Origin of the sequence: Robbsia andropogonis, assembly GCF_000970345.1 — a bacterium.
Classification (GTDB): domain Bacteria; phylum Pseudomonadota; class Gammaproteobacteria; order Burkholderiales; family Burkholderiaceae; genus Robbsia; species Robbsia andropogonis.
Genome location: NZ_LAQU01000011.1, coordinates 84586 through 110351, shown reverse-complemented (window position 1 = coordinate 110351; position 25766 = coordinate 84586). Strand labels below are relative to the sequence as shown.

Here is a 25766-nt window from a genome sequence, read left to right as displayed (position 1 = left end):
TGTAGCTGTTGCCTAGTGCTGACACTTTAGGGACCGAGTTATGTCGTCTAACGCAGACGTCTTTGCGGACTGGCTGCTTACGGGCCTGGACGTCAAAAGTACGCTTTTCCACATGGGCCAATATTGCGGCGCGTGGCGCGCTTCGACGCAAGGGCGCGGGAAAGCCAGCTTTCATATTATTTTGCATGGCCAATGTTGGCTGCACCTTCGTGCGCAAGGTGCGATTCCGGCTCGTAGTCTCGTGCTCAGGCAAGGGGATGCTGTTTTTCTTTTATCCGATATCGCCCACTGTTTGTCTTCCGACCCGCAGGCCCCCACGGACAACTGCTACAAACGCGGGACGATGACCTCGCTTTCGAATTCAGGCGAGTCGGTGCCTGAAAGTCTTGGTCTCGCATGCGGTTTTTTCGAATTCCAGTCGGAGTCCGATCATTTTCTACTGGAGTTCTTGCCCGATTATCTCGTTGCGAGGCAAGACGCACCATCGCAGCAGGGGGTGCGACAGATATTCGAATTGATCCGCGTGGAGGCGCAACGCAGCCCCAACACACCGTCGCCCCTGATCGCACGGCTGACAAGTATTTTATTCGTGTATGCGTTGCGAGCGCTGGATGAGGACGATGCCCTGGCACCATGCTGTTGGACGCTGCTGCGGCATCATGCATTCGCCCCGCTTGTCGCGGCGATTGTGTCCGCGCCGGGCGATGATTGGAGCACGGCCAGAATGGCTGATTACCTGCATATGTCGCGGGCTACATTCTGCAAGCGATTCGTGGCGCTTTCCGGACAGTCCCCCGGCCAATTCGTGACGTTGGTCCGAATGAAGGCGGCCGCCAAGATGCTGCGCAATGGCACCAGCACCCCCGATGCGGCGGAGGAGGTGGGTTATCGTTCCGAGTCGGCATTCGCCCAGGCTTTCAAACGCGTCACCGGCATTCAGCCCGGCGTATGGCGGCGTGGATTCCCTCTGCCGGCCGGTAGCAACGGCGTCGAGCACGATAGCCGCCGCCTTGTTCCGTCTCTTTAAAACGCGATGCACGTACGTCTGTTAGACAAATCCGCAGAAAACGCAGAAAACCGCGCATTGATCCCGTTCGGGGGCAGGCTCACACTATGCGTTATCGGTTTACTTTTCGCGGGGATGGGCCATGAGTCGTTTGCCATTACTGACCATTGAAAACGCACCCGAAGCGAGTCGCCCATTTCTTGAGCGTTCGCAAGCGGCCAACGGTTTCCTGCCTAACTTGGTGGCATCGCTTGCGAATGCGCCCACGGCACTCGAAACTTATATGACAGTCGGCGATATCAACAGCCGAAGCGGTCTGACGCTCGCCGAGCGTGAGGTGGTGCAAATTACGGCGGCTACTATTCATGGTTGCGGTTTTTGCGTAGCCGGACATACCGCTGTCGCGCTAAAAAAAGCGAAGTTATCGGCCGGGATCGTGGATGCGCTGCGCACCGGGATGCCGACCGGTGATTCGCGGCTCGACGCGGTGGCAAGCTTCACCGGAGAAGTGATCTGGACGCGTGGTGCCGTTTCGGAATCCGCGCTCGCCGCATTTCAAGCGCAAGGGTATAGCGACGCGAACGCCCTGGAGGTCGTTTTGGGGGTGAGCCTCGCGACGCTGTGCAATTTTGCCAATAACCTCGCGCAAAATCCTCTCAATCCACAACTCGACGTTTATCGATGGGTACCATCAGAGAGCATCGCATGATCCCATCGGTCATCGACGCCATACAACCCTCCGCAATTCGCGTGAAAGAGCCCGCGATTGATGCCGGGTTGGCTGCGTGGCTCGATGACCATGCATTGTACCTCGACAGCGATGCCGGCAGCGCCAGCGAGATCGTTCCCCGTCTGGGCCATGCAGGCTTGTTTCGTATCGGCGTCGACGTCGCGCTGGGGGGCGTGGGTGGCACCACATGCGATGCGATCAAGGCCATCGCTTCGGTGGCCCGGCATTCGCTTTCCGCCGCATTCGTATTCTGGGGGCAGCGCACATTCATCGAATACCTGTTGCAAAGTGATAACGCGACGTTACGGGACAAATGGTTGCCGTCGTTGCTGCATGGCGAGCACGCTGGCGCCACTGGCCTGTCCAATGCGATGAAATATCTGTCTGCCATCGAGCCCTTGAAAGCCCGCGCCCATGCCTTGGATGCGGGAGCGTCTCGTTTCTCGTTGAATGGGGCCTTGCCATGGATCACAAACTTGCGCCAGGAAGGGTTTTTGGCGGCAGTCGCATTTGATCGCGACGCGGGTGCGCCCCCGGCGATTTTCGCGGTGCCACACGATATCGCGGGCGTCTGCCGCAGTGACGATCTGGACCTGATTGCGCTAAGAGCGAGCAACACGGCGGCGCTGACGTTCAAAAACGTCGAATTGGATGCGCGCTGGATCATTGCCAGCGATGCAAGGGCTTTTCTGATGCATGCGCGCCCCGCATTTCTGGGATTGCAATGCGGCATGTCCATTGGGTTGGCGCGTCGCTCCCTTGATGCCGTCGACGCCTGTGGGGACGCCGCGCAGGCGGCACTCGCCGATGAATTGGCGGAATTGCGCAGTAGGCTCGACGCGCTATGCGAACCGCTCTATCACGGTGTCGACTCCGGCGTCTTCGTCGCGGCGCCCGCCCGCCAATTTGAGATCCGCATTGCATTGGCGCAGATAGCGGTTGCGGCGAGCCAGTTGGAGCTACAGGCGGCCGGCGGTCGCGGCTATTTGCGCAATGCCTCCGATACCGGGCCCGCGCGCCGCGCGCGAGAAGCCGCTTTCGTGCCGATCATCACGCCTAGTGTCGTGCAACTAAAGAATCAGCTTGCCCATCATCGTCAACAGGGCGCCGCATGAGCGATTCCAGCGACAACATCCTCGACAAACCGATCCATCAAGAGGGGGCGTTGCCAATCCCTGACGAAAACACGGGTATCTCACCCCGGTTGGCATTACGGGAAGTGTCCCTGCGTCGCGGCACGCGCGCCATATTGGACGGTATCTCGCTGGATGTCCATGCTGGCCAGCTTATAACGATCCTGGGTGCAAGCGGGGCCGGGAAGTCGACCTTGCTACGGGTTGCCGCTGGTTTGCTTTCGCCTAATGGCGGCCATGTTCTGGTGGACGGTCAAGAAGTCGTCTCGCCAAGGCCTGATGTCGCCTTGGCTTTTCAAGATCCCTGTCTTCTGCCCTGGCTAACGGTGCATCGGAACGTCGGGTTTGGTCTGGGCTTTTCGCGCCAGCGCAAGCTTAGCCGCCATGAGATGCAGTCGCGTATCGCCGCGGCACTCAAAGAGGTTGATTTGACGCATGCGGCGCATCTCGCGCCACGACAGCTTTCAGGGGGCATGGCGCAACGGGTTGCACTGGCGCGATGCCTGGCCCGCGAACCCCGCACGTTGTTGCTGGACGAGCCTTTCGGCGCGCTCGACGAGGTAACCCGCGCGGATATGCAACGTCTGCTTGTTTCGGTTGTCCGCGACACCCAGGCGGCGACCTTGCTCGTCACGCACGACATCGATGAAGCGTTGTGTGTGTCGGACCGGGTTGTCGTGCTGGGGCGCGATGGGGCGCTCGCGGCCTCAATCGACTTAACGTTGCCGCATCCCAGGGATGATCATGTTCAGGCGTTGGGCTCGTTACGGGTACGCGTCGTTGCCGCTTTGCGCGCTTCGATGGCCTCTCGCCCCGCATCGGATATACCACTCATCCCGCATTCTCTCCAATAAGGACCGTAGCATGTGTCAGTTGCCGATGTCTCGCCGCGAGTGGCTCAAGCTTGCCTCGCTTTTCACTGTCGGCGGCGCCACGCCATTACTGAGCAGCCTGACGGCCCGCGCTGCAACGGAGCCGGACGCCCCCGTGCGAATCGGCTATCTACCGATTACGGATGCGACACCCCTTCTGGTTGCACATAACAACGGCTATTTTGCTGACGCGGGTCTCGGCGCGGAGAAACCCACTTTGTTACGCAGTTGGGCGCAGTTGGTGGAAGCGTTTTTATCGGGCCAAGTGAATGTCGTGCATATTCTTTCGCCCATGACGATCTGGGCGCGATATGGCAGTCGTGCCCCCGCGAAGGTTGTCGCGTGGAATCACATCAACGGTTCCGCGCTGACGGTGGCGCCAGACGTCCAGTCATTACGGGATCTCGGCGGCAAGACTGTTGCGGTGCCATTTTGGTATTCGATTCACAACGTCGTCGTGCAGGACTTGTTGCGTGCGCAAGGCCTCACGCCGGTCCTCAGCAAGGAGGGTGCGTTGAAAGCCACGGAAGTGCGCTTGGTCGTGATGGCACCTGCGGATATGCCGCCTGCGCTGGCATCAAGACAGATTGCCGGTTTTATCGTTGCTGAGCCTTTCAATGCCGCCGCGGAAGCGTTGAAGGTTGGCAAAGTGCTGCGCTTTACGGGCGACGTCTGGCGTGACCACGCTTGCTGTGTCGTATTCATGCACGAGCAGGATTTAAATGCGCGCCCAGCGTGGTCACAGAAGGTGGTGGATGCGATCGTCAAGGCCCAGGTCTGGTCACGCGCCCATCCGCAAGAAGCCGCGGAACTTTTGTCGAAGAGCGGGACGAATCATTACACGCCACATGCTGCCAGCTTGCTTTCCACCGTGTTGCGGCAGCAGCCTTCGGAGGAGCCGCGTTACCTTGCGGACCGCGCCGTACTGCATGGCGATTGGCATGAAAAAAGAATCGATTTCCAGCCGTATCCCTATCCAAGCTATACGGAAGAATTGGTTCGTCGCCTGAAGGCAACTCAGGTGGAAGGGGAGGCACCATTTCTCGCGAAACTCGACCCGGCATGGGTCGCCAGCGACCTCGTCGATGATCGATTCGTCAAGAAAAGCATTGCCGCGCAAGGTGGCATGAAAGCATTCGGACTACCGGAGGCATGGTCCCGAAAAGAGACCATTGCAATCTGAGATGGCTATCCATCCTTCTCGGCCCCACCCCTCGGACGCTTTCGAGCCACAACGCCAGACATTGTCCGCATTGACGCGCGGCAGCCAACGTCTGCGCCGACTCCTGTTGGGGACTGCCGGCATCATCATTGTCATCGGTCTGTGGTGGGCGGCAGTCACTGCATGTGCCGGTCGGAATCTTCTCGTCGCACAATTCTCGCCGGTGGAGGCCTTCAAGATAATGCCTGCGTTGATCGGTGAGGATCGATTGTTCGTACACGTTGCCGCAAGCCTGCGGCGTATCGCCGTCGGCTTAACTTGTGCCTTGCTGGTTGGCGTGCCATTGGGCTTTCTGATCGGTCGAGTGAAGGCACTGGACGCGCTGCTTTCACCGGCATTGCAGTTCTTGCGGATGATTTCCCCGCTTGCGTGGATGCCGATTGCGGTAATGACCTTGGGCGTGGGGGATCGTGCTGTATATTTTCTGTTGAGCTTCGCGGCCGTATGGCCCATTGTCATGAGCACCGCGGCGGGCGTACATCAAATCGATCAGCGTTGGCTGCAATTGGGGGAGAGCCTTGCCGCCACGCGTTTCGAAATGATGTGGCACATCTTCGTGCCTGCCATTGCCTTGCATGTGTTGACCGGTGTGCGTCTGTCCATTGGCATATTGTGGATTGTGCTGGTCCCTGCCGAAATGCTTGGCGTAAGTTCCGGACTTGGTTATTTGATCCTGGATACCCGAGACCGGCTGGCGTATTCGGAGCTGATGGCGGTGGTTCTGATCATCGGCGCGCTCGGCTTTTCCCTTGATTGGTGTGCCCGGATTGTGTATTCGCGTTTTAGTAAGACAACCGTCGGGCTTTGACATCGTTAAACGATGTGATACGCCTAGTCAGTGGTCGGGATACGCATTCGCACAAACAGGTCAGGGTGGCGGAAATTGTGCGGCCGTGCGCTGCCCGTCAACGTTCGCCAAGCGTTGCCAGCGAAGGAGGTTACGCCAACCTAACGTGGTCGAATCCTTTGCACGCTCCCGCACGATCAGCATAAGTGGTCGCCAGGTACCGCTATTGAGCAGAATATCGTCGATGGCTTCCAATGCGCGACGTTCACCTTGGGTATCGCCGCGTTTGCGTGCGAGTTGCGCAAGCCCTCGATAACCGTCGATCCATCCGCTTGCTGCGCCGCGCATCGAATAATTGACGTTGTAGAGGCAGTATTGGTTGTCCTTGCCAAGACGCTTGATCTCATGTTCGAACGCGTCCAGCAAGATCCCCGCTCGCATGCGGTTGTCCGGCGTGTCGGTGTTGCCGTTTTCATCAGGTTCAAGCGTCTCCACGCACCGCATCAACCATTGCGTGCGGTTGGCCGAGATTTCTCGCAGCATATCGGCTGGCGTCGCATAGTGGCGATCTAGGTCGCCGTCCTGCTTGCCATCTATCAAGAAAGGGGAAATCTCGTGCTTCTCGATGGCCAAGGCGATGTCGCGTGTGACGCCGAGTTGCAATCCAAGGGCCTGGCGCTGCGTGCCGGTGTTGTGCGCATGGCGCCGCCCACTTGGCGGTAAATACGAGACAGGTGCGCCCGTCAGTGTCAAACCGATATTCGCGCGCTGTTGCGCGGTATCACCGACGGCCGCATAGACGCTCACATGACCGCCACGCTCGTCTCGCCGCTCCCGGACGCGCTGTCCTTCGCCGGTGAGCGATGGCTCGACACGAAACGTTTGCGCGAGGCCTTGCGCGTCCGGATCATTGAATCGCACATAAGGAAGCCGCGCCGTCACAGCCGCACTGATTGCCGTGGTATCCGCGACGCTCTCCATCTGAGAGACGGAGACATCCGGATTCCGGGCGAACACCGCTTCCAACGGACCATGGTACGCCCGGCCACGCTCAGGTGCGATCACATCCCATCGCACCATGCTGTCGAGTGCGTTAAGCATGTTGGCCCGCATCGTCTCGTCTTGATGACGCTTTCTGAAAAAGCGCAACAGCGTGGCATCGGTTTTTGCATGCTGTTTTAACCCATGCAAGCTCGCCGTGCCCTGCAACGATGTGTAGGTGCCAAGCGCCGCACCTGCCACCATTCCGATGGTCGCCTCATGCGCGTTGGTGCGAGTCTTGCCGAACATCATCTCAATGCCAAGCACCGGCATGAACAACTGCGTAAACGCCTCATCGGACCGGGATGTCTCTACCGAAAGAAGAGGCGATACGATCGGGGTTTGCGGGCCATAAGGCAATGTAGGCAGGCCGACCCCCAGTGTGCCACCGCCACCCAGCCGTACCTTGTCCCGCAATGCCATGTCTAGGATGAAAGGCTTGAAGAAGGTAACAATGTCTTCCTTGTTGCGCAGATGCTGATGTTTCAGTAGACCGATCGCGGTGACCAAATCCGCATCGACGGCTTCTAGTGCCGGGGGTTGTCGCGCGGAGGGAATGTGCGCACGGAGGCGCTCCTCAAGACGCGAGACCGTCTCATAGGCCGTGGCGCCGTGCGGCGCCACTTGTTTGATGAACGATTGAAAGCGCGCCGCGTGCATCGTCCGTACCACGCTGGGTAGACGTTCGATGATCTTCTTGGCGTCACGGCCGGATAGCGTGACTTTTGACAGATGTCGCCCGCGATTGTCAAGCCGCTTCAGGTAATCGAGCAACGTCTGAGAAAATAGGGCGTCAAGCGTGCCTTCCCCACCTCGGTGCTGGCGACTGGCCTCAATCAATGGGGTGAGGCGCGTCATGCGCCGTCGTATTGCACGGTCTACTTGCATCCGCGCTGAATCAAGGCCCATGCTTTCCGAGACCTCATAACCGCGATTCAACAAGCGCTTGCTGAACGGGGTTTTGTTCAGGGTAGGGACAAATCGGCGCCATACGGCAGGCCGCGGCGCGTCGTTTGGCCTGTTGTCTGCCGAAGTGGCGCGGATCACCCACTCGGTCAGTGCTTTCCTCATGCGCGCATCGTGTCGTGCATAAAGCGAGCCGGGTGCATTGCTGACGTAACCACTACGAACAGCGTTATACGCGGCATATGCGACGTCGTCGAATTCGAGGTTTTCGTCTCCCTTGCATCGGGCCAATGCAACCTGCCTCGCCTGACTGAGCCACGCCGAAACCGCCGTGTCCGGTTCGGTGCGACCAGCGGCTTCGGCCGTCCAGAAGACATGCAGTGCCTGGATTTGTTCTTTCGTCGCGGTTTGATGGCTGTCGCGCGATAGTGCATGCAGCAGGTCACTACCACGAGGCAACGCGGCGATCGCCCGACTGAACGCAAGGACGTCGGCCGCGGTAGGGTTGGGAAAGGCAGTCGAGGCGCTATGCAGGCGCCGCGTTTCTGCCTCGGTCTGCGCCAGTGCGGACCAGTGCGTGGTTGGATGTTGGTGCAATGCATCGAGCAATCGTGTTGCCCTTCCCGCGTCGCTTTGGGTGACGTCCGCCAGCGCATGGATCACTGTCTCCATGGCCATCATGGTCGGTAATAGACTGGGCGAGCTGGATGCCTTCAGGCGAGCGGGAAGCGCTGCGAGCGCGGATTGCAAACGTGCGTCGGGGCGTTGGCCGAAGGCAGGCGGCAGATCGGATTGCCGTGCGACGAAGAGGTCGTGCAACGCGTTCACCGATTGTTCCTGACCACCGGCTTCTGGCGCTGCCGTCGTATCCGCTTGTCGTGCGAGCAGCGACGATGCTTCCGTGAGCCACGCCAGTGAACGCTCGGCTTGCTCACGCTGCGCTTCCGCTGTTGCGCGCAGCTGCATCAGTTCTGAAAGCTGCTGGCTGACCCGTTCGATTCCTGTATTGACGGAATCCAGACCTTGCAAGGCGCGCGCTCGCGCGCGTTCCGCGCCTTGAAGCACTGTGCGGGCCTGCGCGATCTGGTTAAGCAGATCCGCGTGTAAGGCGGAGGCCTTTGGTGATGTGCTGCCCATCTCAACAAACCCCGAAGGCAACTTGCCGAAGCGCTTTTCCAGGTTATGCAAACGACCTCGCGCGTCAAGGACAATTTTCTCCGCTGCATCAAGATCGTGATTAACGAGCGTCAGCGCATGCGCCTCTTCTTTTCGTACTTGCAATTCGACATCGATTGCATCACGGCGATCGTACGCATGTGAACGCAATGCATGCGCCTTGGCTTGCAACTCATTGATCCGCCTATGCGTGAATGCATCGGCTTTATCGCGTTGTTCCGCGAGATAGCGCAGCCCCTCAAGTCCGGCCAGATCCGGGCCGGAGATGACCGCATGCAGCGCGCTGCTTGCGTCGCGCACCGCGGCAGCGGCGTGCAAGCGGCGTGTAGCCGTGTTCTGCGTCTGATCCGAAATCATTGATACGCCACGAGCAGCATCATGCGCTGATTGCGCACGCTCGAAATGCGCGACCGCCTCGTCGAGTGCTGCTCGGCGCTGCGCGACCAGCTCCCTGAGTGTTGCCACGCTTTCGGCAATTGCCGCTTTTCCCGCAAAGTGGTTCGGCGATGTCTGATGTGTCGGTGCGGTATGCCGGCCGTTACCGCCAATACTGGACGCGGCGATTTTCGCGAGTGGGGCCGGCTTCGCCCACGGGATTAGGGTCGTCATCAGTCGATAAGCTTTTGAAGGCGCGGGGCGCTTCCATAGCGCGGCCTCGGGGCGACCGATACTCATCGTAAGTGACTCCGCCACGCTTGAAAGTAGCTTCGCTTCTTCCAGGATTGCCGCTTCCGGACCTTGCATCACAGGATTGACTGATGTCGAGGGAACGGTGGCGCGCAGCGGACGATTCAAGGTTCGACCAGTGCCCGGTATGACCGCGGTTACCGAAACCTGCCTGCGCGAGATCAAGGCCTTGATCCGCTGACCAAGTGGGAGGGGTGCGCGTGTATCCGCCGCCGATGAGGTTGAGGCATTGTCCTCAACGTTCCTTTCTGGCCGTGGACGTAACTGCTTCAAAGCATCGGAACGCGTCAGTTCGCGCGGTGATGTGGCGGCTGGCTGTGCTGAGCGCGTTGTGCTGAAATCACCCGCTTCATCGGGTGCTGGTGCGGGCGCGGCCATAAAGGCGGATTGTGAACGGATAGTCATGAAATTTCCAATGAGGGACGTGCATAAACGCGTCTATCAATGCGTTTTTAGGAAAAGTCAGTTTAGCTGCGTTCAATATCCATAATCCAACAACCAATTTGCACAACGTTATAATTTTTCTGAATTTCATACTTCGTCGATGAAGTATATTCAGTTCGTACGGCATGTACGCTTTCCGTGTGGCGCATGGCGAAAGAGGCGTTGTTACGAGGGATGTGGCGTGGTTAGTTCGCTTTCATCGGTGAGAAACATCAAATGGCTGAGATGTAATGGCTCGACAATGACGGACTCTCCCAATTTCAGAAAGTTTCGGTTGTGAAACCATTTCATGACGTTCTTCCCCGTCAATTAGCGTGCGTAGCGGATGTCTGCGCGCGAGCTGGTTTCGATCTAGACGTTAGTCACGCAGCATCGCTACGTCGGAAAGCAGGAGGTTCAGACATCCAGCTAGCGACGCGTATCATTGCTGGTTCGAGAAGATCCGTCGGGGCAGTACGGTTTTATACGCAAGGTGTTAGGCGATACGAGGCATGAAGAAAAGCAGTATTACGTGTTGCAGCGGAAGGGCCATGGTCTCTCCTTTGTTACGTGCAGGTTGAGTCAGGTCGGAGTCGCGTACAGGGCCTGCGAGGGGTAGCGAAATAGTTTGTCCAAAAGCGAAAGAACAATCGAAATGCAAAACGATCCGTTGCCATTCCGCTATCCGGAGCATCGACCTCGTTTAGATTTGTAACGTTGTACGCCGTGAAACCCGGGAGCGGTAGGCGTGTTCGCGCCCGAGGGTGGACACAATGCGTTGACCTGAATATAAAGTTTCTTTACGTTATGCTCGCCAATAGCGAGGAAGCGTGTACCATACCGCTCACGTAAGAAGTCGCTTATCCAAGCGATGTCAATCACAGCATTACTTTCCTTGCGGAGCGTTTATAAAGATATGGTGCGAAACGAATTGATCAGGCATATCCGGGCCAATTGTCAGCGGCGTCACATGCGCATCCCTGCCACAGTGCTGATCCTTTCAGTCATGCTGGGCTGCGCCGAAAGTATTGCCGCGCCCGTGCCAGCACTTGTCCCGCTGGTGCGAAGCATATCGGAGCGCCTCGATACCGCGGAGCAGGTCGCGCTTAGCAAATGGGATTCCGGAAAAGCGGTACACGATCCGAAGCGCGAGGCACAGGTTCTTACCAGCGTCGCGGCAATGGCACCGGCGCTGGGCGTCGGCGCCGAGGACGCCACGCGCATCTTTGAAGACCAAATCGAAGCGAACAAGGAAATTCAGTATGCGCTGTTGAACGACTGGCGAAGGCAGGGCAATGCACCAGCGACGGCACGCAAGAGCCTGACCGGCGTCATACGTCCTATTCTGGACAATCTACAGACTGCCATCCTGCAAGATCTGCAAGCGGCGTCAACGGCGCGTAACGATGTGGATTGTCACAGGCAGCTTGCCGTTGCAGTGGGAGACGTTGCACAGGCAAGGTCGCTCGATGTCCTGCATCGGATTGCGTTGGATCGTGCCGTCGCGCACGTATGCTTGAGCGCCGCACCCGCCTCAAAATAAGTTCACGGCCTAGTCTAGGGGGGCCAAATCCAGAAATTGCGCAGCCGAGGACGCGTCGGGGTTGCGCAAATATGGTACGCAGCCAAGCAACGGTGCCGGTATCCGATTGCGCAGGCAATCCAGCGTCGCTGGAAGTTGCAACATGTCGGGATCCAGCGTGGACGCAACCCATCCTGCCAGTATTAGACCCTTGGCGGATAGGGCGCGTACGGTCAGCAAGGCGTGATTGATGCAGCCCAAGCGAATGCCGACCACGAGAATCACAGGCAGTCCAAGCAGTACGGCGAGGTCATCCGTGCATGCGTAGTCGTTTAGTGGGACAAGCAGTCCGCCTACGCCTTCGACAATCACCGTGTCGGCATGATCGAGCAGGGCCTCATAGCAACATTTGATGTGAAGGAGGTCGATGTGGACGCGTTCATCTTCAGCGGCGAGATGAGGTGCCGTGGCTTCCCTGAAAAGATAGGGGTTATCCAACGCATAAGGTACCGGCACGTTCGATGCCGCACGGAGGGCGGACACGTCGTCGTTGCACCACCGTCCTGCGTGTAACACCGCACCGGACGCCACGGGCTTCATTCCCACGGCGCGCAAACCGGTTGCTGCAAATTGGTGCAGCAACGCGGTGCTGACCAAGGTCTTGCCTACACCGGTATCCGTCCCGGCGATGAAATAGTGCCTCTCTTTAGCTACCTTATCCATGCGCATCGCGCGTGCTCCCGATTATACGGTCAGCGAGTCGATACAAGCGGCTGCCCAAATCGTCGATGTCTTCATTGTTCAAAATGTAGGGCGGCATGACATAGATTGTTTGGCGTATGGGACGAATCAGTAGTTCGGTCTTTGCCGCTTCGGCAAAGAATCGACGAGAGAACGCTGCTGCCTCGCTGGGGTCCGCTATGATCGCATCGCACGCCCATATCATCCCTTGCTGACGGAAATGATGAAAACGCGGATCGTGCGCGAACGGCTGCAACGCGGCATTCAGTCGGGCCGCGAGGATGCGGTTGTGTGCGAGAACATCGTCCTCTTCGAATAGGTTCAGCGTTGCCAACGCCGCGCGGCAGGCAAGCGGATTACCGGTGTAGGAGTGGGAGTGCAGGAATCCACGTGCAATGTCGGTATCGTAAAACGCTTCGTAGATCGCATCGCGTGTCATGACCAGTGACAACGGCAGATACCCGCCGCTGATGCCTTTCGACAGGCAAAGAAAATCAGGCCATGTCCCGGCATGCTCAAATGCGAAGAAGTGGCCTGTGCGGCCGCATCCCACGGCGATCTCGTCGGCGATCAGATGGACGTCGTACCGATCACATAGTCCGCGCAGGCCGTAAAGGTAATCCGCGTCGTACATCGCCATCGCGTTCGCGCACATCACCATGGGCTCCACGATGATGGCGGCGATACTTCCGGCAAGGCGCTCTAAGTGAGATTCCAGTGTTTTCAGAGCATGGGCCAGCACGTCACCGGCAGTCTGTCCGTCGCGCGCCTGGCGCGGATCGGGCGAGGGCATCACGTGGGCTGCTCGAATCAGGCCGCCATATGCCTCGCGGAATAATGGGGTATCCGTCACACCCAGCGCGCCAAGTGTCTCGCCATGATAGCTGCCTTGGAGGCAGATGAATTCCCGTTTGTTTGGTTGCCCAAGGTTACGCCACGCATGCACGCTCATTTTCAGTGCGATTTCGACGGCTGATGCTCCATCCGACGCATAGAAGCAATGTCCGAGCGTGTGGTGGGTTAATGCTGCAAGCTTTTCCGACAGCGCCACCACGGGTTCATGGGTGAACCCGGCGAGCATTGCATGTTCAAGACGGTCCAACTGATCTTTCAGGGCCGCATTGATGCGTGGATTCGCATGACCGAAAAGATTGACCCACCACGAGCTGATCGCGTCTAGATAGCGGTTGCCATCCGCGTCGTACAGCCAGGCGCCTTGGCCGCGCACGATTGGAATGGGCGGTGTCCTTTCATGGTGTTGCATCTGCGTACACGGATGCCAGACGCTACGCAGCGTGCGCTGGACCAGATCTTCCGAGTAGTTGACCTTCATCCGGGTTCCTTTGTGAGTGTCGCGGCGGCCGCGTGCAATGATGCTGCAATGTGTGCAATGTCTGCCATGGTATGCAGGGCGCCAAGGGATATGCGCAGGCGGGCAGTGCCCTTTGGAACGGTGGGCGGGCAGATTGCGGGAACCCAGATTGATTGGTTCCAAAGCAGTCGTGCGAGCATGTGCGTTGTCTGGTTATCCCCGATAATCAGCGGGTGGATTGCTGTCTGCGATGGCGCCAACGTCCAAGGCAGACCCTTCAACGCATGCCGCAGCGCTTCCCCAAGCATCTTGAGGTGATCGCGCCGCCATTCCTCCTCTTCGATGAGTGTCAGCGCTGCTGACGCGGCATGGGCAAGCAATGCTGGGTTGGCGGTGGTAAACATATAGGTTCGTGCTCGCTGAATCAACCAGGCAATGATGTCCTCGTTTGCCGCAACGAATGCGCCAGCGACTCCCACCGCTTTGCCCAGCGTGGCCATGTAGATCACACGTTCCGAGTGTGTCGTGGAATCCGTTTTGAAATGCGCGAGGCTACCGCGGCCCTGGGGGCCCAGCACGCCGAAGCCATGCGCATCGTCGACCATCAGCCATGCATCGTAACGCTCGCACAACGCCAGCAACGTGGGTAGGGGGGCAATGTCGCCGTCCATGCTGAATACCGCATCGGTGACGATCAACTTGCGCTTGCTCGTGCATTTTGCCAGCAGATGCGCCAATCGATCGGTATCGACGTGGGGATAGACCTTAAGCTCGGCACGTGACAGCCGGATACCATCGATCAGCGATGCATGATTGAGGCGATCGCAGAACACCGTGTCGCCTGGGCCTATCAACGCCGTGATAACGCCGATGTTGGCCATATAGCCGTTTGTGAACGTCAGCGCGCCAGGCATGCCGACGAAGCGCGCCAGCGCGTATTCCAATGACGCATGCGCCGCGCTGTGACCGCTGATGAGCGCCGACGCGGAGGCACCAATGCCAAAGCTGTCCATCGCATCGCGCGCGGCAGCCGCGATCCGCAGGTCATTGGCCAAGCCAAGATAGTCATTGTTGCAGAAGGAGAGCACCGAACGGTCCGCCACTTGCATGCGGGGGCTGGAGGGGCTGCTTACGACACGCCGCTTTCGCAGTAAATGCTGTGCTTCCAGTTCGGCCAATGCCACTTTGAAATCGTGCATTACGTATTGTCCTGGGCCGTCAGGTTCACAGGAATTGGCTGTTTGCCGGGGCTCGGTAGCGAGCAGTACACTGGCAACGATGCCACCCCTCGGTATGCGGCGTTGTCTTGCCATTCCGGAGTGTGCGGCGCAAGTTGCAAATTCGGTAGACGTTGCATGACGGCGCGAAAAGCAATTTCTGCTTCCAGATAGGTCAGCCCGGCGCCAAGACAGACATGTGGACCATGCCCGAAAGCAAGATGGTTGCCTTCGTCACGCTTCAGATAGAGCCGTTCCGGCATACTGAATCGGCTTGGATCGCGGTTGGCCGCTGCGAGGTCCAGAATGACCAACTGGCCTTTGCGCATCGTCTGCCCTCCGACGACAACGTCTTCGCGCAGGCGCCGGCCGGTATATTGCACGGGACTGTCATAACGAAGCAACTCACGTAGAGCAATCGGCAGGCGCTGCGGCGCGCGTTGCAACGCCAGCCATTGGGTGGGATGGTTCAACAGCGCCAGCATGCCATTTCCAAGCAAATGCCGGGTCGTTTCGTAGCCCGCAAAGAGCAGTGTGCAGCATTGCGCCAGCATTTCAGCCGTGCTCAACGTACCTCCATCGCGTTGTCGTAGTATACGCGCCGTCAAGCTATGCGGTGGGACCTCGACCGGGTAACGCAGCATCGATGCAAAATGGTCGCGGATGGCGAGCAGGCCGTCCTGCGCGGCGAAAACGCGTCGGGCATCCGGAAGAGGACTACCGATGAACGCGGCTATCTCGCCGGCGGCCGCGATGAATCTCGGTTGTATTTCGGGAGCGATTCCCATCAGGTTGGCAATGACGCGTGCTGGAAGCGCGCGGGCGACATCTTCCACAAAGTCGAATGTGACGCTTGCGTTGCCATTTTGATCGAGTGTGGCCTTCGCGATAACGGCATCCAGCAATTCATCGGCGATTCCGGTGATGGTCGGTGCGTGCTGCTGAAGGGAGACACCATGGAAACCGGCTGCGAGCGCGCGGCGGACACGACCATGGGAATTGCCCTCGATAAACAAAAGCGCGCGGGACAAAATGCGCTTGAATTCGCGCAATTCGTCCCGCATCGGTGCCGAGACGCTGCTGTTGACCCATCGAGCGGCACGCGCGGCAGAGAATCGTGGGTCACGGAGCGCCGCAGCGACATCGGCGTATCGCTGTACTATCCATGCGCCGGGACCGTGTTCTTTATCCCATATCGGCGCGACGCCATAATCACCGGTATCGGAAACTTTCCGCCCGTGCCTGACTTCGACCCGTCGCATGTTTTGAATGTCGGCCAAGGCTTATCCTTGCGTTTGAGCGGTGTCGTCGGTGGGCATTGTCATGGCGCGCATTCCCAGGCGGTCGAGCAACTGGCGGTCATGATCCATCGAGGCATTAGGCGTGGTCAGCAACGTCGCGCCTAGGAAGATCGAATTTGCGCCGGCCGCGAAACACAAGGTCTGCAAAGCGTCGTCCATTTGTTCGCGGCCGGCAGACAGCCGTACGAAGGCTTTCGGCATCGTGATGCGCGCGACCGCAATGGTGCGCACGAATTCGAGCGGATCAAGCGGCTCGGCATCCGCTAGCGGGGTGCCTTTTATGGGTACGAGATGATTGATGGGAACGGATTCGGGATAGGGAGACAAATTCGATAGCTGCGTAATCAATGCCGCGCGTTGACGACGCGTTTCACCCATGCCGATGATACCGCCGCAACACACGTGCAAGCCGGCTTGGCGGACTTGCTGCAGCGTATCCAGACGGTCCTGATAAGATCGAGTAGAAATAACGCTGCCGTAGAAATCAGGCGACGTATCCAGATTGTGATTGTAGTAATCCAGTCCAGCGTCCTTCAATGTCCTCGCCTGATCGCCGTCGAGCATGCCGAGCGTCATGCAGGTCTCAAGGCCCAAGGCGCGCACCTGCTTCACCATTTCCACGATGTCGGGCATATCCCGTGCCTTCGGACTACGCCATGCCGCGCCCATGCAAAAGCGCGAAGCACCTTGTTCTTTCGCCTGCTTTGCAGCACTGACGACCGCGGACGGTGACATCAGACGCGTCGCTTTCATGCCCGCCACCTCGTGCTTTGAGGACTGAGAGCAATAACCGCAATCCTCGGGGCACCCGCCGGTCTTGACTGAAAGCAAGGTAGACAGTTGTACTTCGTTGGCCTTGAACGTTGCTCGATGGGTGCTTTGTGCGAGGAACAACAGATCCAGGAAAGGGCGTGCGAACAAAGCTTCGACATCGCTTAACACCCATGAGTCAGGTCTGGTGGTATCCGGAAGGCGACCTGAAACGCGGATGGGCTTTGGGTGGGCGGTATGGGGCATGCGTTGGGACCGGGTTCTCGTTGCGTTCGAAAAAAGATGCGGTGAGATAAAACTATCTATAAAATATGAATTTCGACCTGGTATTGAGCATTTATTAGCTTTTTTTATTTTAAAAACCTCTCGACTCAAAAAACAATGTCTATTTTTATAGATAATCTACAAATGGATGCGCAAATAGAAGAGATGCCGGTTCGCCCGACAACCGCGGAATACGTCGCCGAGGCATTGCGTGCGCGCATCATCCGAGGCGAGATCGAAGGGGGGAGTCCGCTACGCCAGGACCATGTCGCGAGGGAGTTCAATACCAGTCACGTTCCGGTTCGCGAAGCCTTCCAGCGCTTGGAGGCCATGGGATTGGTCGTGGCCCTGCCGCGCCGTGGGGTCCGCGTAACGACGTTGAGCCAGGATGCGATCAAGGAGGCTGTGGAGATGCGAGGCGCTCTGGAGTTACTCGCTTTAAAACACAGTGTTCCAAGGCTGGGCCCGGTGCAGATCGCGCAACTGGAGGCAGCGCAGGAACGCTGTTTCACAGCACAGTCACTTGTCGAATGGGATGAGGCGAACTGCGCATTTCACGACATTCTGGTAAAGGAGTGCCGCATGCCGCGACTGCTGGCGATGCTGAAGCAGTTGCAGCAGACGAATTCTCGTTATCTCTTTGCAGCAGGGCTGCAGCGCGGATGGCAACCGCGTTCTGACCAGGATCACTGCTTGATCATTACGGCGTTGAAAGACAAGAATGCCGATCGTGCCTTGCAATTGCTTAGCAGGCATATCGGCACGATGGAGCGCGTTGGATATAGCGAGACGATCCGCGGATAAGCGCCGCACGCAGACGCGCCTTTGCGCCGCTGCGCCCGGTTGCCGATCCACCGGCAACCCCTAGACGGCGTGCACCCTCATTGTGCGCTACAAAATTTGCTAGTCTTGCCGCTTCCCCTCGGAATTCCTTCGGGTAGCGACGGTTCGGTATTTTCTTTTAGCCATCTCCACCTTTATTCAAAAGATTCTTTAACATATCTCTGCTGTAGGTCGTTTCGAGGCAAGGTCAATCGTGTCGTTGCGTAGACATCGTAATGACTTGGCAATAAAATGGCGACGATGCGATAGCAAGACAAGATCGAGATAGCAACGAAGCCTTAAAGATATGGCAACGAAACCGTAATTGGATCGTAGCGTGACGACCACATGATGGCGATGCGCGTCGCCTATAGCGATCATCGTTGGGGGAGACGCTAACGCGCCGCCATGACAAGCACGCCGAATGATGCGCTTGATGAAAACGTGTCGATATTCCGATCGGAAATACGACAACCGCCGAAGACCGTCATTCCCGATGCCAGTTATAGGGCAAAGCGGTAAAAGACGGTACGTGCCGCCCGCCGGTTGGCGAGATGGCGGTACCCGCCCAGCATCGAATTTGCCTTTTTCTTATCTCACTGCGCGGGCTGGCATTGCGTGTTCCCAATGGTTTCAAGCGTCTCGCGAAGTTTATTTCTCGCCCGATGCATGCGCGCCTTAACGGTGGTTGCAGGGCAGCCCAGAATTTGGGATATTTCTTCGACGGTGTGGCCAAGAATATAGGCCAATGTCATTGCAAGGCGTTGGTCTTCTGGTAATAGATCGAGCGCCTTTTTCAGCAGATCAGATAGTTCGTAATCGGGTTCATAGGACATCATCGTATCCGTGTCCAGCAGTTCGAATTCCGAACGGCTTTGATAACGTAGCGACCTGAGCGCGCAGCGATAGGCAATACCGGTGATCCATGTTGCTACGCTGGAATCACCGCGAAAGCTTTTGGCTTTATTCCATACGACCATGAATGTATCGTTGATGATTTCATTAATCACCTCGGTCTTCCACGTAAGTCGGTTCAGAAAACGCGTGATGCGGCGAACGTAAAGCCTGTACAGTCGAGCCAGCGCCGAGGCATCGCCTCGCCCAACCTGGTCGAGCAAGGAACTTTCGTTATCCACGGCCGGAGGCGAGCAATGCGGCGCATACACGGTTGTAGACACATGCTGCATGATGTCCTCGACCTCGTCCCGCGCTACTTCATACGCCTGTTTATCGCCTATTTCATGTATGGTCCCAACGATGCCGCTTATACGTCCGCTTTCGTCGTACACCACGCCCTTATAGAACCGCAAGATGCGAGCAACGCCCGCCCCATCCCGCACGGCGGCGATATAAACCTGGGTGCCGCCTCGCGCCAGCAACTGGCGATCCGCTTTGTAGTAGGTGGTGGCGAGGTGCGCCGGCCAGATGTCATGTACGGTTTTACCACGGATGTCGTTGCGGGCGATCGCAAGAAACTTTTCGCATACCTCGTTGCACCCGGTGTAGACACCATTTTTGTCTTTGAAGTACACCGCCGAACGCATGCCGTCCGCATGACGTTGCAACGCGGAGAAATCGGCAACACCATTGCGCGCGAAGCGAAGCAGTTGCGTATGATCCCGTGCCCGAGTGATGATGGCTTTGGGATTCATCAGATCATTTTCGGTGGCGACATCGTTGGCGCCGCTTGCGATGAGCGATACAACTCCCTCTGCGGAGGGTGCGCGCTGAGCCGCTATCAAGTAGTGCTGATCTGTCGTGCGATTTCGCAGTTTTTCTATCTCGGTGGTCGCGTCAACGTTGAAGCAATCGACGAAGACAATTGCCGGACGCGCTTCCGCAATCAAATGGTCTTGATGCAAGATTTGAACGCCCTGATTATGTAAGGCATCCGTAATATTGCGACCAGTGGAACTCGACCAGAAAACGCCCATGTCCATGATCAGGTTTGGCACCATTGGCTTCTCTCATTATTGCTCTACACCGCGACGCACCTACCCAGCAAGGGATTGGCACACAATACAAGTGTGTACGTCGCTGATATCGAAAGGTTGCTTGCTCCTTGCAGTCCTTTGCACCTAGCATGCTACGGTTCAGCACCTCCATTATTGCAAATTATTACTTTGCACGAAGCATGAGCATACATGCAAAATGACGACGTGTTTATGGTTAAAAGCAGACAAAGCGTGAAATATTCATCATATAATTAAAATATCTTTGGGGCGCGTATCAGGCAAACGATACTGATCCGGCGCGACAGGGCGCAAACATGCGCTACGCGATACGTGCACTTGCGTTCGCTGGTTTGTCGCGTAGGAAGGGGCGTTGGGCGGTTCGAGATGCTGTTGAACTTGTCCGCGTCACCGAGGTGGGGACGTTAAGTCGGTGACGGTACGGCTTGCGTCTTGAATTATTTTCTTTTATAAGTTTCTGCTTGCTTGCCGAGCTGATGCCATGCCATGAGGATAGCAGCGATATGATGTGCATAAAGATCGCGTTCGGCCGGTGTTTCTGAATGGTAGGCGCCAATCGCGGTCCAGTTATTGCCGTACTTTTCCATCTTGCCGCGTAAATGCCATGCCGCGATGTAAACGTTTTTACAGGGCTGCATCAGGGTGGCGCGATCAATATGGTAACGGGCCAATTCCCGCAAGTGAATGGAATTGATTTGCATTACCCCGTAGTCCAACGAACCGTTCGCGTTGAGATGCATCGCGTTCGGCCGACCGCGTGACTCTTGCCAGGCGATGGCGCGCAACACCATCGGATTGACGTGCTGATATACAGCAGCGTCGTCGAAGCAGTCGGCTCTGGCGGACTGCACCCATGTCATAAGACCTATGGCGACCATGATACCGATGTGTTTGCGGCGTGCAAGCCTGGGACGATGACTGTCGCGACGCACGGGGTTTCCTCCATTACCTTGTGAAAAGCCGGATTGTGGAGATCTCTCCTTTCTTTACGTTATCGATAACGCGAAAATTCGGGTCATGTCACGAAATAGTCGCTCCTGACGCTATCGGCGGATGCCTGATGCGTCACGTAGTACCCCCGAGGACGGGCCGTAGACACGTCTGCGGCCCCCTTCGTTGGAGCTTTCACCTTTTCGGTCGTTGTGTCCTGAGACGTATCTTGGCCGTCGTCCAATATGCTTTCAGCGCGCATGATGAAACGTTTTCATACGTGTGCGTGCCTGTTCTCGTCGTTCCAGCACGGACCGGTACACGGTGATCGGTGCAGGCTTCAACCATGTGGTTTGCAGAACCACGCCAATGGAGCTACATTGGTACGCCCTCTCGGCAACCACAATGCTGAGGAGAGCCGAGTGCATGCGCCAGGGGCGTCTCGGTATTGCCGCACCATGGTGAAGCGATTTCGGTGTTTCGTGGAAAATTTCCAGGTGCGCGCATCCAAAGTGCCTCCAGCAGGCACTAACGGACAGAGAGACCATGCCGGATACAGTTAATCGTCACAGCCCAACGCATCGGTCGCGAACGTCCTTCATCGAAATCGATCCGCGTGGCGATTAAATAACGAGAACACATCGGTAAAAAGCTGGCTTTATGAAAATGTCGTCGTCATTGCAGTAAGACGATGGTCGGAATAGCGAAGTATTGCTTTTTAGGGATGCGGACCGCCGTGAATCTGAACTTGCTTTTTGCATTCGTAACAGCAGACCAGGTGCTTCAACGAAACATCCAAGAAGGGTTTAGGCAGGATGGGATCGTCGTGGAAGCTTTTTCCTGTGAACTCGAACTGCTGCGTGCCATGCGCACGAGTCGTTACAATCTTGTATTGATTGATGCGAAAACTGTGCCGTCACCAAACAGTGCGTTACTATCCTGGCGTGATTGCAACGCCGATACAGCATCTCCGGTAATTGTCCTAACAAATCAGGCAAGTTGGATGGGGCTGTTGCGCTGGATTGATGCGGGCGCGACCGATGTCGTCAATCGATTCGACATGGAACAGATCTATTTCCGCGTTCATCTGGCGTTGCAGCGACGTTGCCCGGAGACTGTCACGCATCAGATTCGGATAGGCGGTTATTTGCTTCGTCGGGATATCGGCGTTGCAACCATCGATGGCGTCGAGATCCCGTTAACCTCGCGTGAATTTGCGATTGCATGGTTGTTTTTCTCTAATCCTGGCGCATTTCTCAGCCGGGCGCAGATTGCTGCCAGCGTTTGGGGTGCGACGGAGCAGATTGCCGCGCGTACGCTCGAGCAGCACATCTACAAGCTGCGCAAAAAGTTGCGCCTGTCGGAAAATTCCGCGCTGAATCTCAAGACTGTGTATGCGCTGGGGTACAAGCTCGACGTCGCTCAGGTGGCGAAGGCCGGGTCCGACAGCGGTGCGTCACTGCGGCATGCGCCTTCCTCCTTGCCCGACATGCTGGGAAACGGCGTTGCACGAGAGGACCTTGACGACGGAGAAGACGTTCCCACAGAGGAGTATGTCCAAAGCGGCTCCGGCGCGATGGCGCTTGCGCGGCAATTGCCCATGACGTTCTAATGGCCGGCCGTTCCGCTGGACTGTTTTCCGCCGGCGGAACGGAGTGCTATCAGGTGGTTGCAAGGGTCCGCCGACGCGCGGAGGTCATCGATGTCGGCTTAAGCCGCGTCAGCGTCGTCTTCCCGGTCTTCGGCCGTCCGCTCCTGTTGATCCTGGAATATTTGGGTCATGATCTGGGCTCCTGCCGCCTGGATCGCGGCTTCCAGATCGCTTGAGCTACCACCCTGATTGCTCTGGGTATCCTTGTTTTTTTTATCGTCGGGTTTATTCGTGGAAGACGATTCCGCCGTTCCGTGGCTGCTATTGCTGCTGCTAACATGAGTCATGATATTTTCCCAAGGAAGATGACGTTATGCGCGTATCCAGACGTAGTCGCCGCGTGCCAGATTTTCGAACATGTCGTCGCGGGCAATGAAGATATTGTCCCGCCAGTAACGACCGTGCTCGACATAGTGTTCGATCAGTTCCAGTAGCCACTGAGCGGTGATTTCGTCGCTCAATGCAACCCGCGCGATCAAGACAATTGCACCGGTATCCGCTTCCAGACCGAGTTGCGCCTGGTCTTGCGCATACACAGCCAGATTTGCCTCAAGCAACAGGCGAAACACCCGCAAAGTACGACCGGCGGTGACGATTCCGAACTGGAAAGTGACGTATAGCGCTTCCTGATCTTCCTCGAAATGATCGATTGCCGTGTCGAATCCGTCGATCTCGAGTACGCCGCGCTTCAATACGGCTTCCGGAGCGGGAATCTCACGAATCCCGCAAATTTCGCGGATCAAATCGTCTCGTCGTTCGATACTCATGGCTATGGCGGATACGATTCACTAGCGTGTATCTGGATATGAATGCACCACGCATAAAAAAACCGGTTGGGAACGCCAGGGCTCCCAACCGGCGCACCACGCGCGGCCGGATGGCGCGCCGGATCGCTTAGCCTACGATATCCTTCGCGGCTTTCGGCCCCATCGTCGCCAGCTTCGCGATCGTGTTGGCCTTATTGATCTCGTTTTCCTCTGCCATTGCTTGGTAGATGTCCGAGATGGAACTGCTGGTCGATGCTGCACCCGAAACTGCGCTGCTTCCTGACATGTTGATTCTCCTTTAAAAGAAACTGCCTTTACAACATTGAAGCATTCCGCATGGGACGGAACGCCGGGAAAAGTACACCGCCACTTGGCCGTGCACAATTGCACGCGTGTCGCGCATCGACCTGGTCAGATGCCTTGCGCCACACGCGATACTGCTACGTTGCGATGCGGCACAACTGCGCCGCTGCGCGAAATCCGTCGACGACGACACGGCCAGACTGTGCTTCAGTACTGCCGGTGCCGCTCGAATGTGCCGCAATGGTGTTGGCGACTGTGTCAAGCGCATTGGCCAGATCGCGGACATCCTGTTGGCGATGCGCCTGCGTCACAGCCTCCGGCAGCTCGCTCAGTACGTCTATCAGTTTGTCGGTCATTGCTGCATACATTTTTTCGTTCCTCAATGAAGGGTCACATTGCCGGCCGCTTTGGCCTCGAAAATCTTCGTGCCGTCGCTTGCCTCAACGTATTGCACATTGTCCGCGGACAGCGCTGAATCGACGCCGCCTGCATCGGCTAGCTCATCGGCGCGTACCACATTGACATCGATATGGGCGGTAAGCGGCGCCATATCACCGCGAAATCGCGCGGCCACGTTCCGCGTGTATGAAGGGTCACGCGCCGTGCCGGTCACCTCGAAGCGATTGTCGCCGACGTACTGAACATGGACGTTAGCCTGATGCAGGGATTCTTCGAGCGCACTGGCGATGACGTCACCCGATCTGACGCGCCAGTCCAGCCGGTTACCAATCAACGCGAGCAATGCGGCATGCGCTTTTCCTGTTTCAGCGGAATTTGACGTGATTCCCATGACCGAGAAGCCGTCTGCCTGAGGGATAACGGTAAGCCCGGACAGATTGGATTGCGCCAACACCCGCTTCACGTCGGTCAATGAAACGCGTGAAGGTGCATTGTCAGCCGCCATTGGCGCTTTCCCCCCAGGCAGCAGTACGGCAGCTGCACCGATCGATCCGACCAGGAGCGCCGCCACGCCGGTGTGCAACCACGGCACGCGTCGACGTACGGTGATCTGTGGAACCGTCGGCCCGGCAGGGTAGACGCCATCACTCGATTCACCTTCATACTTTCGGCCTTCCCGTCGCCGTCCCAGCATGACATCCATCAATTCGAGATCGGATGGCCAGTGCCCGTCCGTGGGCCCCGCGCATAATGCGATTTGACCAAAGCGTTCCGGTGCGAAGTCGACCATTGGCGAGTCCCCACCGCCCTCAGGCGTGCCGATGAACACGTTTTCCTGCGCATCTATTGTTACTTGCATGCCGACTTCGCTCCAGTCAGTGATCAGGATGTCAGCGCCGGGATGGGCACCGATCGACATCGTTGGTGTAATCAACTTTATCCGAGCGCCAGCGTGAAAGCCGGTAAGTATGCGAATTTCTTTAGACATGAGCGAAACTCCTGAATAGTACCGCTAATCAATCGGAAAATTTCACCAGCTGCGTCCACGGCGAATCAGTGCAGCAAGTGCGGAGATTGCCATCGCGCGTCCTTTGCGCGTCCGGCGCCGACTGATGTTCAGCAGCGCGATCGGTAAGAGCAGATTCACGGACTCCTCGGCAGCGGCGAGTGGGCGCATGCCCGCCGCGCCTGAAGCAGATGCTACGGTCCGCTCTTTACGTTCCGAAAGGGACACCAGTCGCTGACGTATTTCCGTCAATCGCATGGGCGAGGCGGATTCGCCTTCCGCGAGCTGCTGGAGAAATTCGCGCGCGATGGCGATGATTTCATAGGTCGTGCTCGCGGGTTGGGACTCGTCGACATAGGGGAGTGACGACTTGGTGCGCACGCTCTTATGCATGCCGATAAGCGCCGCTTCGGCCTGCTCTCGCGGCAAGGGGCCTGATCCACGAAGATGCGCCTGCCAGTGTTTCAATAGCACGGATTCGTCGCGGGTATCGCGATCGACCAAACGCAGTTTTCTGGCGTGTCTTTGCGCATTGTCATCACCCGTGGGGACGTCACGATGCGTCTCCTTGCCTGCATTGGTGAAGTGTTCGTCTTGATCAAAGGCTTGCTGGTTGCCCCCTCTCTCACGTGCGTCGATCTTTTTTGTTGCATCGCGGTCCTTCTTGAGATGCTGATCCAGCATCTGCAGTAGTTCCTCGCTTTCGGCACCGGGATCGTTCGCGTCGGGCGTCTCTGCGCTACGTCGCTTGCGCAGCGATGGGCGCCGGGAGCTCATGCCCCTGTGGTTGCGACGATGATGCGT

Annotated in this window: 25 protein-coding genes; 10 read left to right on the top strand and 15 right to left on the bottom strand. The window is 57.4% G+C overall.

Going from position 1 to position 25766, the window contains the following annotated elements:
- Nucleotides 1–40 precede the first annotated feature (40 nt).
- The 6 genes from WM40_RS12515 (at nt 41) to WM40_RS12490 (ending at nt 5771) form a co-directional block, all read left to right on the top strand.
- The gene (locus WM40_RS12515; protein WP_024903210.1) at nt 41–1027 is read left to right on the top strand and encodes an AraC family transcriptional regulator; all 987 of its coding nucleotides are present in this window, start codon (nt 41–43) and stop codon (nt 1025–1027) included.
- Between the two features lie 121 nt (nt 1028–1148).
- Complete coding sequence (locus WM40_RS12510; RefSeq protein ID WP_024903209.1) at nt 1149–1715, top strand: carboxymuconolactone decarboxylase family protein; 567 nt, start codon at nt 1149–1151, stop codon at nt 1713–1715.
- On the top strand, nt 1712–2851 hold the full coding sequence (locus tag WM40_RS12505; RefSeq protein WP_024903208.1) for an acyl-CoA dehydrogenase family protein: 1140 nt from the start codon (nt 1712–1714) through the stop codon (nt 2849–2851). The genes WM40_RS12510 and WM40_RS12505 overlap by 4 nt, the downstream gene beginning before the upstream one ends.
- Nucleotides 2848–3723, top strand: coding sequence for an ABC transporter ATP-binding protein (locus tag WM40_RS12500; RefSeq protein ID WP_081764894.1), 876 nt, complete (start codon nt 2848–2850; stop codon nt 3721–3723). The genes WM40_RS12505 and WM40_RS12500 overlap by 4 nt, the downstream gene beginning before the upstream one ends.
- A 10-nt stretch (nt 3724–3733) precedes the next feature.
- Nucleotides 3734–4924 (top strand): ABC transporter substrate-binding protein, encoded by a 1191-nt coding sequence (locus WM40_RS12495; protein ID WP_024903206.1) that lies wholly within the window; start codon nt 3734–3736, stop codon nt 4922–4924.
- Nucleotide 4925: 1 nt separating this feature from the next.
- Nucleotides 4926–5771 (top strand): ABC transporter permease, encoded by an 846-nt coding sequence (locus WM40_RS12490; protein WP_052738305.1) that lies wholly within the window; start codon nt 4926–4928, stop codon nt 5769–5771.
- 60 nt (nt 5772–5831) lie between these two features.
- Here the strand turns inward: WM40_RS12490 and WM40_RS12485 are convergent, their stop codons facing one another.
- Complete coding sequence (locus WM40_RS12485) at nt 5832–9965, bottom strand: coiled-coil domain-containing protein (protein ID WP_157685786.1); 4134 nt, start codon at nt 9963–9965, stop codon at nt 5832–5834.
- A 204-nt stretch (nt 9966–10169) separates the two neighbouring features.
- On the bottom strand, nt 10170–10295 hold the full coding sequence (locus WM40_RS32085; RefSeq protein WP_269083090.1) for a hypothetical protein: 126 nt from the start codon (nt 10293–10295) through the stop codon (nt 10170–10172).
- A gap of 658 nt (nt 10296–10953) precedes the next feature.
- Between WM40_RS32085 and WM40_RS12480 the strand changes: the two genes are divergently transcribed.
- A complete protein-coding gene (locus tag WM40_RS12480) occupies nt 10954–11526 on the top strand; it encodes a chorismate mutase (RefSeq protein WP_051504356.1) in 573 nt (190 codons plus the stop codon).
- A gap of 9 nt (nt 11527–11535) precedes the next feature.
- Here the strand turns inward: WM40_RS12480 and bioD are convergent, their stop codons facing one another.
- From bioD to bioB, 5 genes are read right to left on the bottom strand one after another with little or no spacing between them, the layout of a single operon-like run.
- Nucleotides 11536–12228 (bottom strand): dethiobiotin synthase, encoded by a 693-nt coding sequence (gene bioD, locus WM40_RS12475; RefSeq protein ID WP_024903201.1) that lies wholly within the window; start codon nt 12226–12228, stop codon nt 11536–11538.
- Nucleotides 12221–13579, bottom strand: coding sequence for an adenosylmethionine--8-amino-7-oxononanoate transaminase (locus WM40_RS12470; RefSeq protein ID WP_046153003.1), 1359 nt, complete (start codon nt 13577–13579; stop codon nt 12221–12223). Before WM40_RS12470 ends, bioD begins: the two co-directional genes overlap by 8 nt.
- The gene (bioF, locus tag WM40_RS12465; protein ID WP_024903199.1) at nt 13576–14757 is read right to left on the bottom strand and encodes an 8-amino-7-oxononanoate synthase; all 1182 of its coding nucleotides are present in this window, start codon (nt 14755–14757) and stop codon (nt 13576–13578) included. Before bioF ends, WM40_RS12470 begins: the two co-directional genes overlap by 4 nt.
- Complete coding sequence (locus WM40_RS12460) at nt 14757–16055, bottom strand: cytochrome P450 (RefSeq protein ID WP_236693491.1); 1299 nt, start codon at nt 16053–16055, stop codon at nt 14757–14759. Before WM40_RS12460 ends, bioF begins: the two co-directional genes overlap by 1 nt.
- 3 nt (nt 16056–16058) lie before the next feature.
- On the bottom strand, nt 16059–17093 hold the full coding sequence (gene bioB / locus WM40_RS12455; protein WP_024903197.1) for a biotin synthase BioB: 1035 nt from the start codon (nt 17091–17093) through the stop codon (nt 16059–16061).
- A gap of 135 nt (nt 17094–17228) precedes the next feature.
- Here bioB and WM40_RS12450 point away from each other — a divergent pair, with 135 nt between their 5' ends.
- Nucleotides 17229–17915 carry a GntR family transcriptional regulator gene (locus WM40_RS12450; RefSeq protein WP_236693490.1) on the top strand — a complete coding sequence of 229 codons (687 nt, stop codon included), beginning with the start codon at nt 17229–17231 and terminating at the stop codon, nt 17913–17915.
- Nucleotides 17916–18529: 614 nt separating this feature from the next.
- Here the strand turns inward: WM40_RS12450 and WM40_RS27895 are convergent.
- Nucleotides 18530–19477 (bottom strand): RNA polymerase sigma factor, encoded by a 948-nt coding sequence (locus WM40_RS27895; protein ID WP_176026058.1) that lies wholly within the window; start codon nt 19475–19477, stop codon nt 18530–18532.
- Between the two features lie 9 nt (nt 19478–19486).
- On the opposite strand from WM40_RS27895, the gene WM40_RS30645 reads away from it, so the two are divergent.
- Nucleotides 19487–19819: a hypothetical protein gene (locus tag WM40_RS30645; RefSeq protein ID WP_162199066.1), complete on the top strand. Its 333-nt coding sequence runs from the start codon at nt 19487–19489 to the stop codon at nt 19817–19819.
- 524 nt (nt 19820–20343) lie between these two features.
- Here WM40_RS30645 and WM40_RS12440 read toward each other — a convergent pair.
- A complete protein-coding gene (locus WM40_RS12440) occupies nt 20344–20784 on the bottom strand; it encodes a lytic transglycosylase domain-containing protein (RefSeq protein ID WP_036009442.1) in 441 nt (146 codons plus the stop codon).
- Nucleotides 20785–21662: 878 nt separating this feature from the next.
- On the opposite strand from WM40_RS12440, the gene WM40_RS12435 reads away from it, so the two are divergent.
- Entirely contained in the window at nt 21663–22448 is a 786-nt protein-coding gene (locus tag WM40_RS12435) for a response regulator transcription factor (protein ID WP_157685785.1), read from the top strand.
- A 98-nt stretch (nt 22449–22546) separates the two neighbouring features.
- Here the strand turns inward: WM40_RS12435 and WM40_RS30105 are convergent, their stop codons facing one another.
- The 6 genes from WM40_RS30105 to WM40_RS12410 all read right to left on the bottom strand — a co-directional run bounded on the left by WM40_RS30105 (nt 22547) and on the right by WM40_RS12410 (nt 25739).
- Nucleotides 22547–22774 carry a hypothetical protein gene (locus WM40_RS30105; protein WP_157685000.1) on the bottom strand — a complete coding sequence of 76 codons (228 nt, stop codon included), beginning with the start codon at nt 22772–22774 and terminating at the stop codon, nt 22547–22549.
- Between the two features lie 24 nt (nt 22775–22798).
- Nucleotides 22799–23254, bottom strand: coding sequence for a CesT family type III secretion system chaperone (locus WM40_RS12425; RefSeq protein WP_024903191.1), 456 nt, complete (start codon nt 23252–23254; stop codon nt 22799–22801).
- 127 nt (nt 23255–23381) lie between these two features.
- Nucleotides 23382–23540 (bottom strand): hypothetical protein, encoded by a 159-nt coding sequence (locus WM40_RS30745; RefSeq protein WP_164468525.1) that lies wholly within the window; start codon nt 23538–23540, stop codon nt 23382–23384.
- Nucleotides 23541–23694: 154 nt separating this feature from the next.
- Nucleotides 23695–23913, bottom strand: a complete 219-nt coding sequence (locus WM40_RS12420; RefSeq protein WP_157684999.1) for a hypothetical protein — start codon at nt 23911–23913, stop codon at nt 23695–23697.
- 23 nt (nt 23914–23936) lie between these two features.
- On the bottom strand, nt 23937–24944 hold the full coding sequence (locus WM40_RS12415; protein ID WP_157684998.1) for a hypothetical protein: 1008 nt from the start codon (nt 24942–24944) through the stop codon (nt 23937–23939).
- 42 nt (nt 24945–24986) lie between these two features.
- The gene (locus WM40_RS12410) at nt 24987–25739 is read right to left on the bottom strand and encodes a hypothetical protein (protein ID WP_157685784.1); all 753 of its coding nucleotides are present in this window, start codon (nt 25737–25739) and stop codon (nt 24987–24989) included.
- Nucleotides 25740–25766 lie beyond the last annotated feature (27 nt).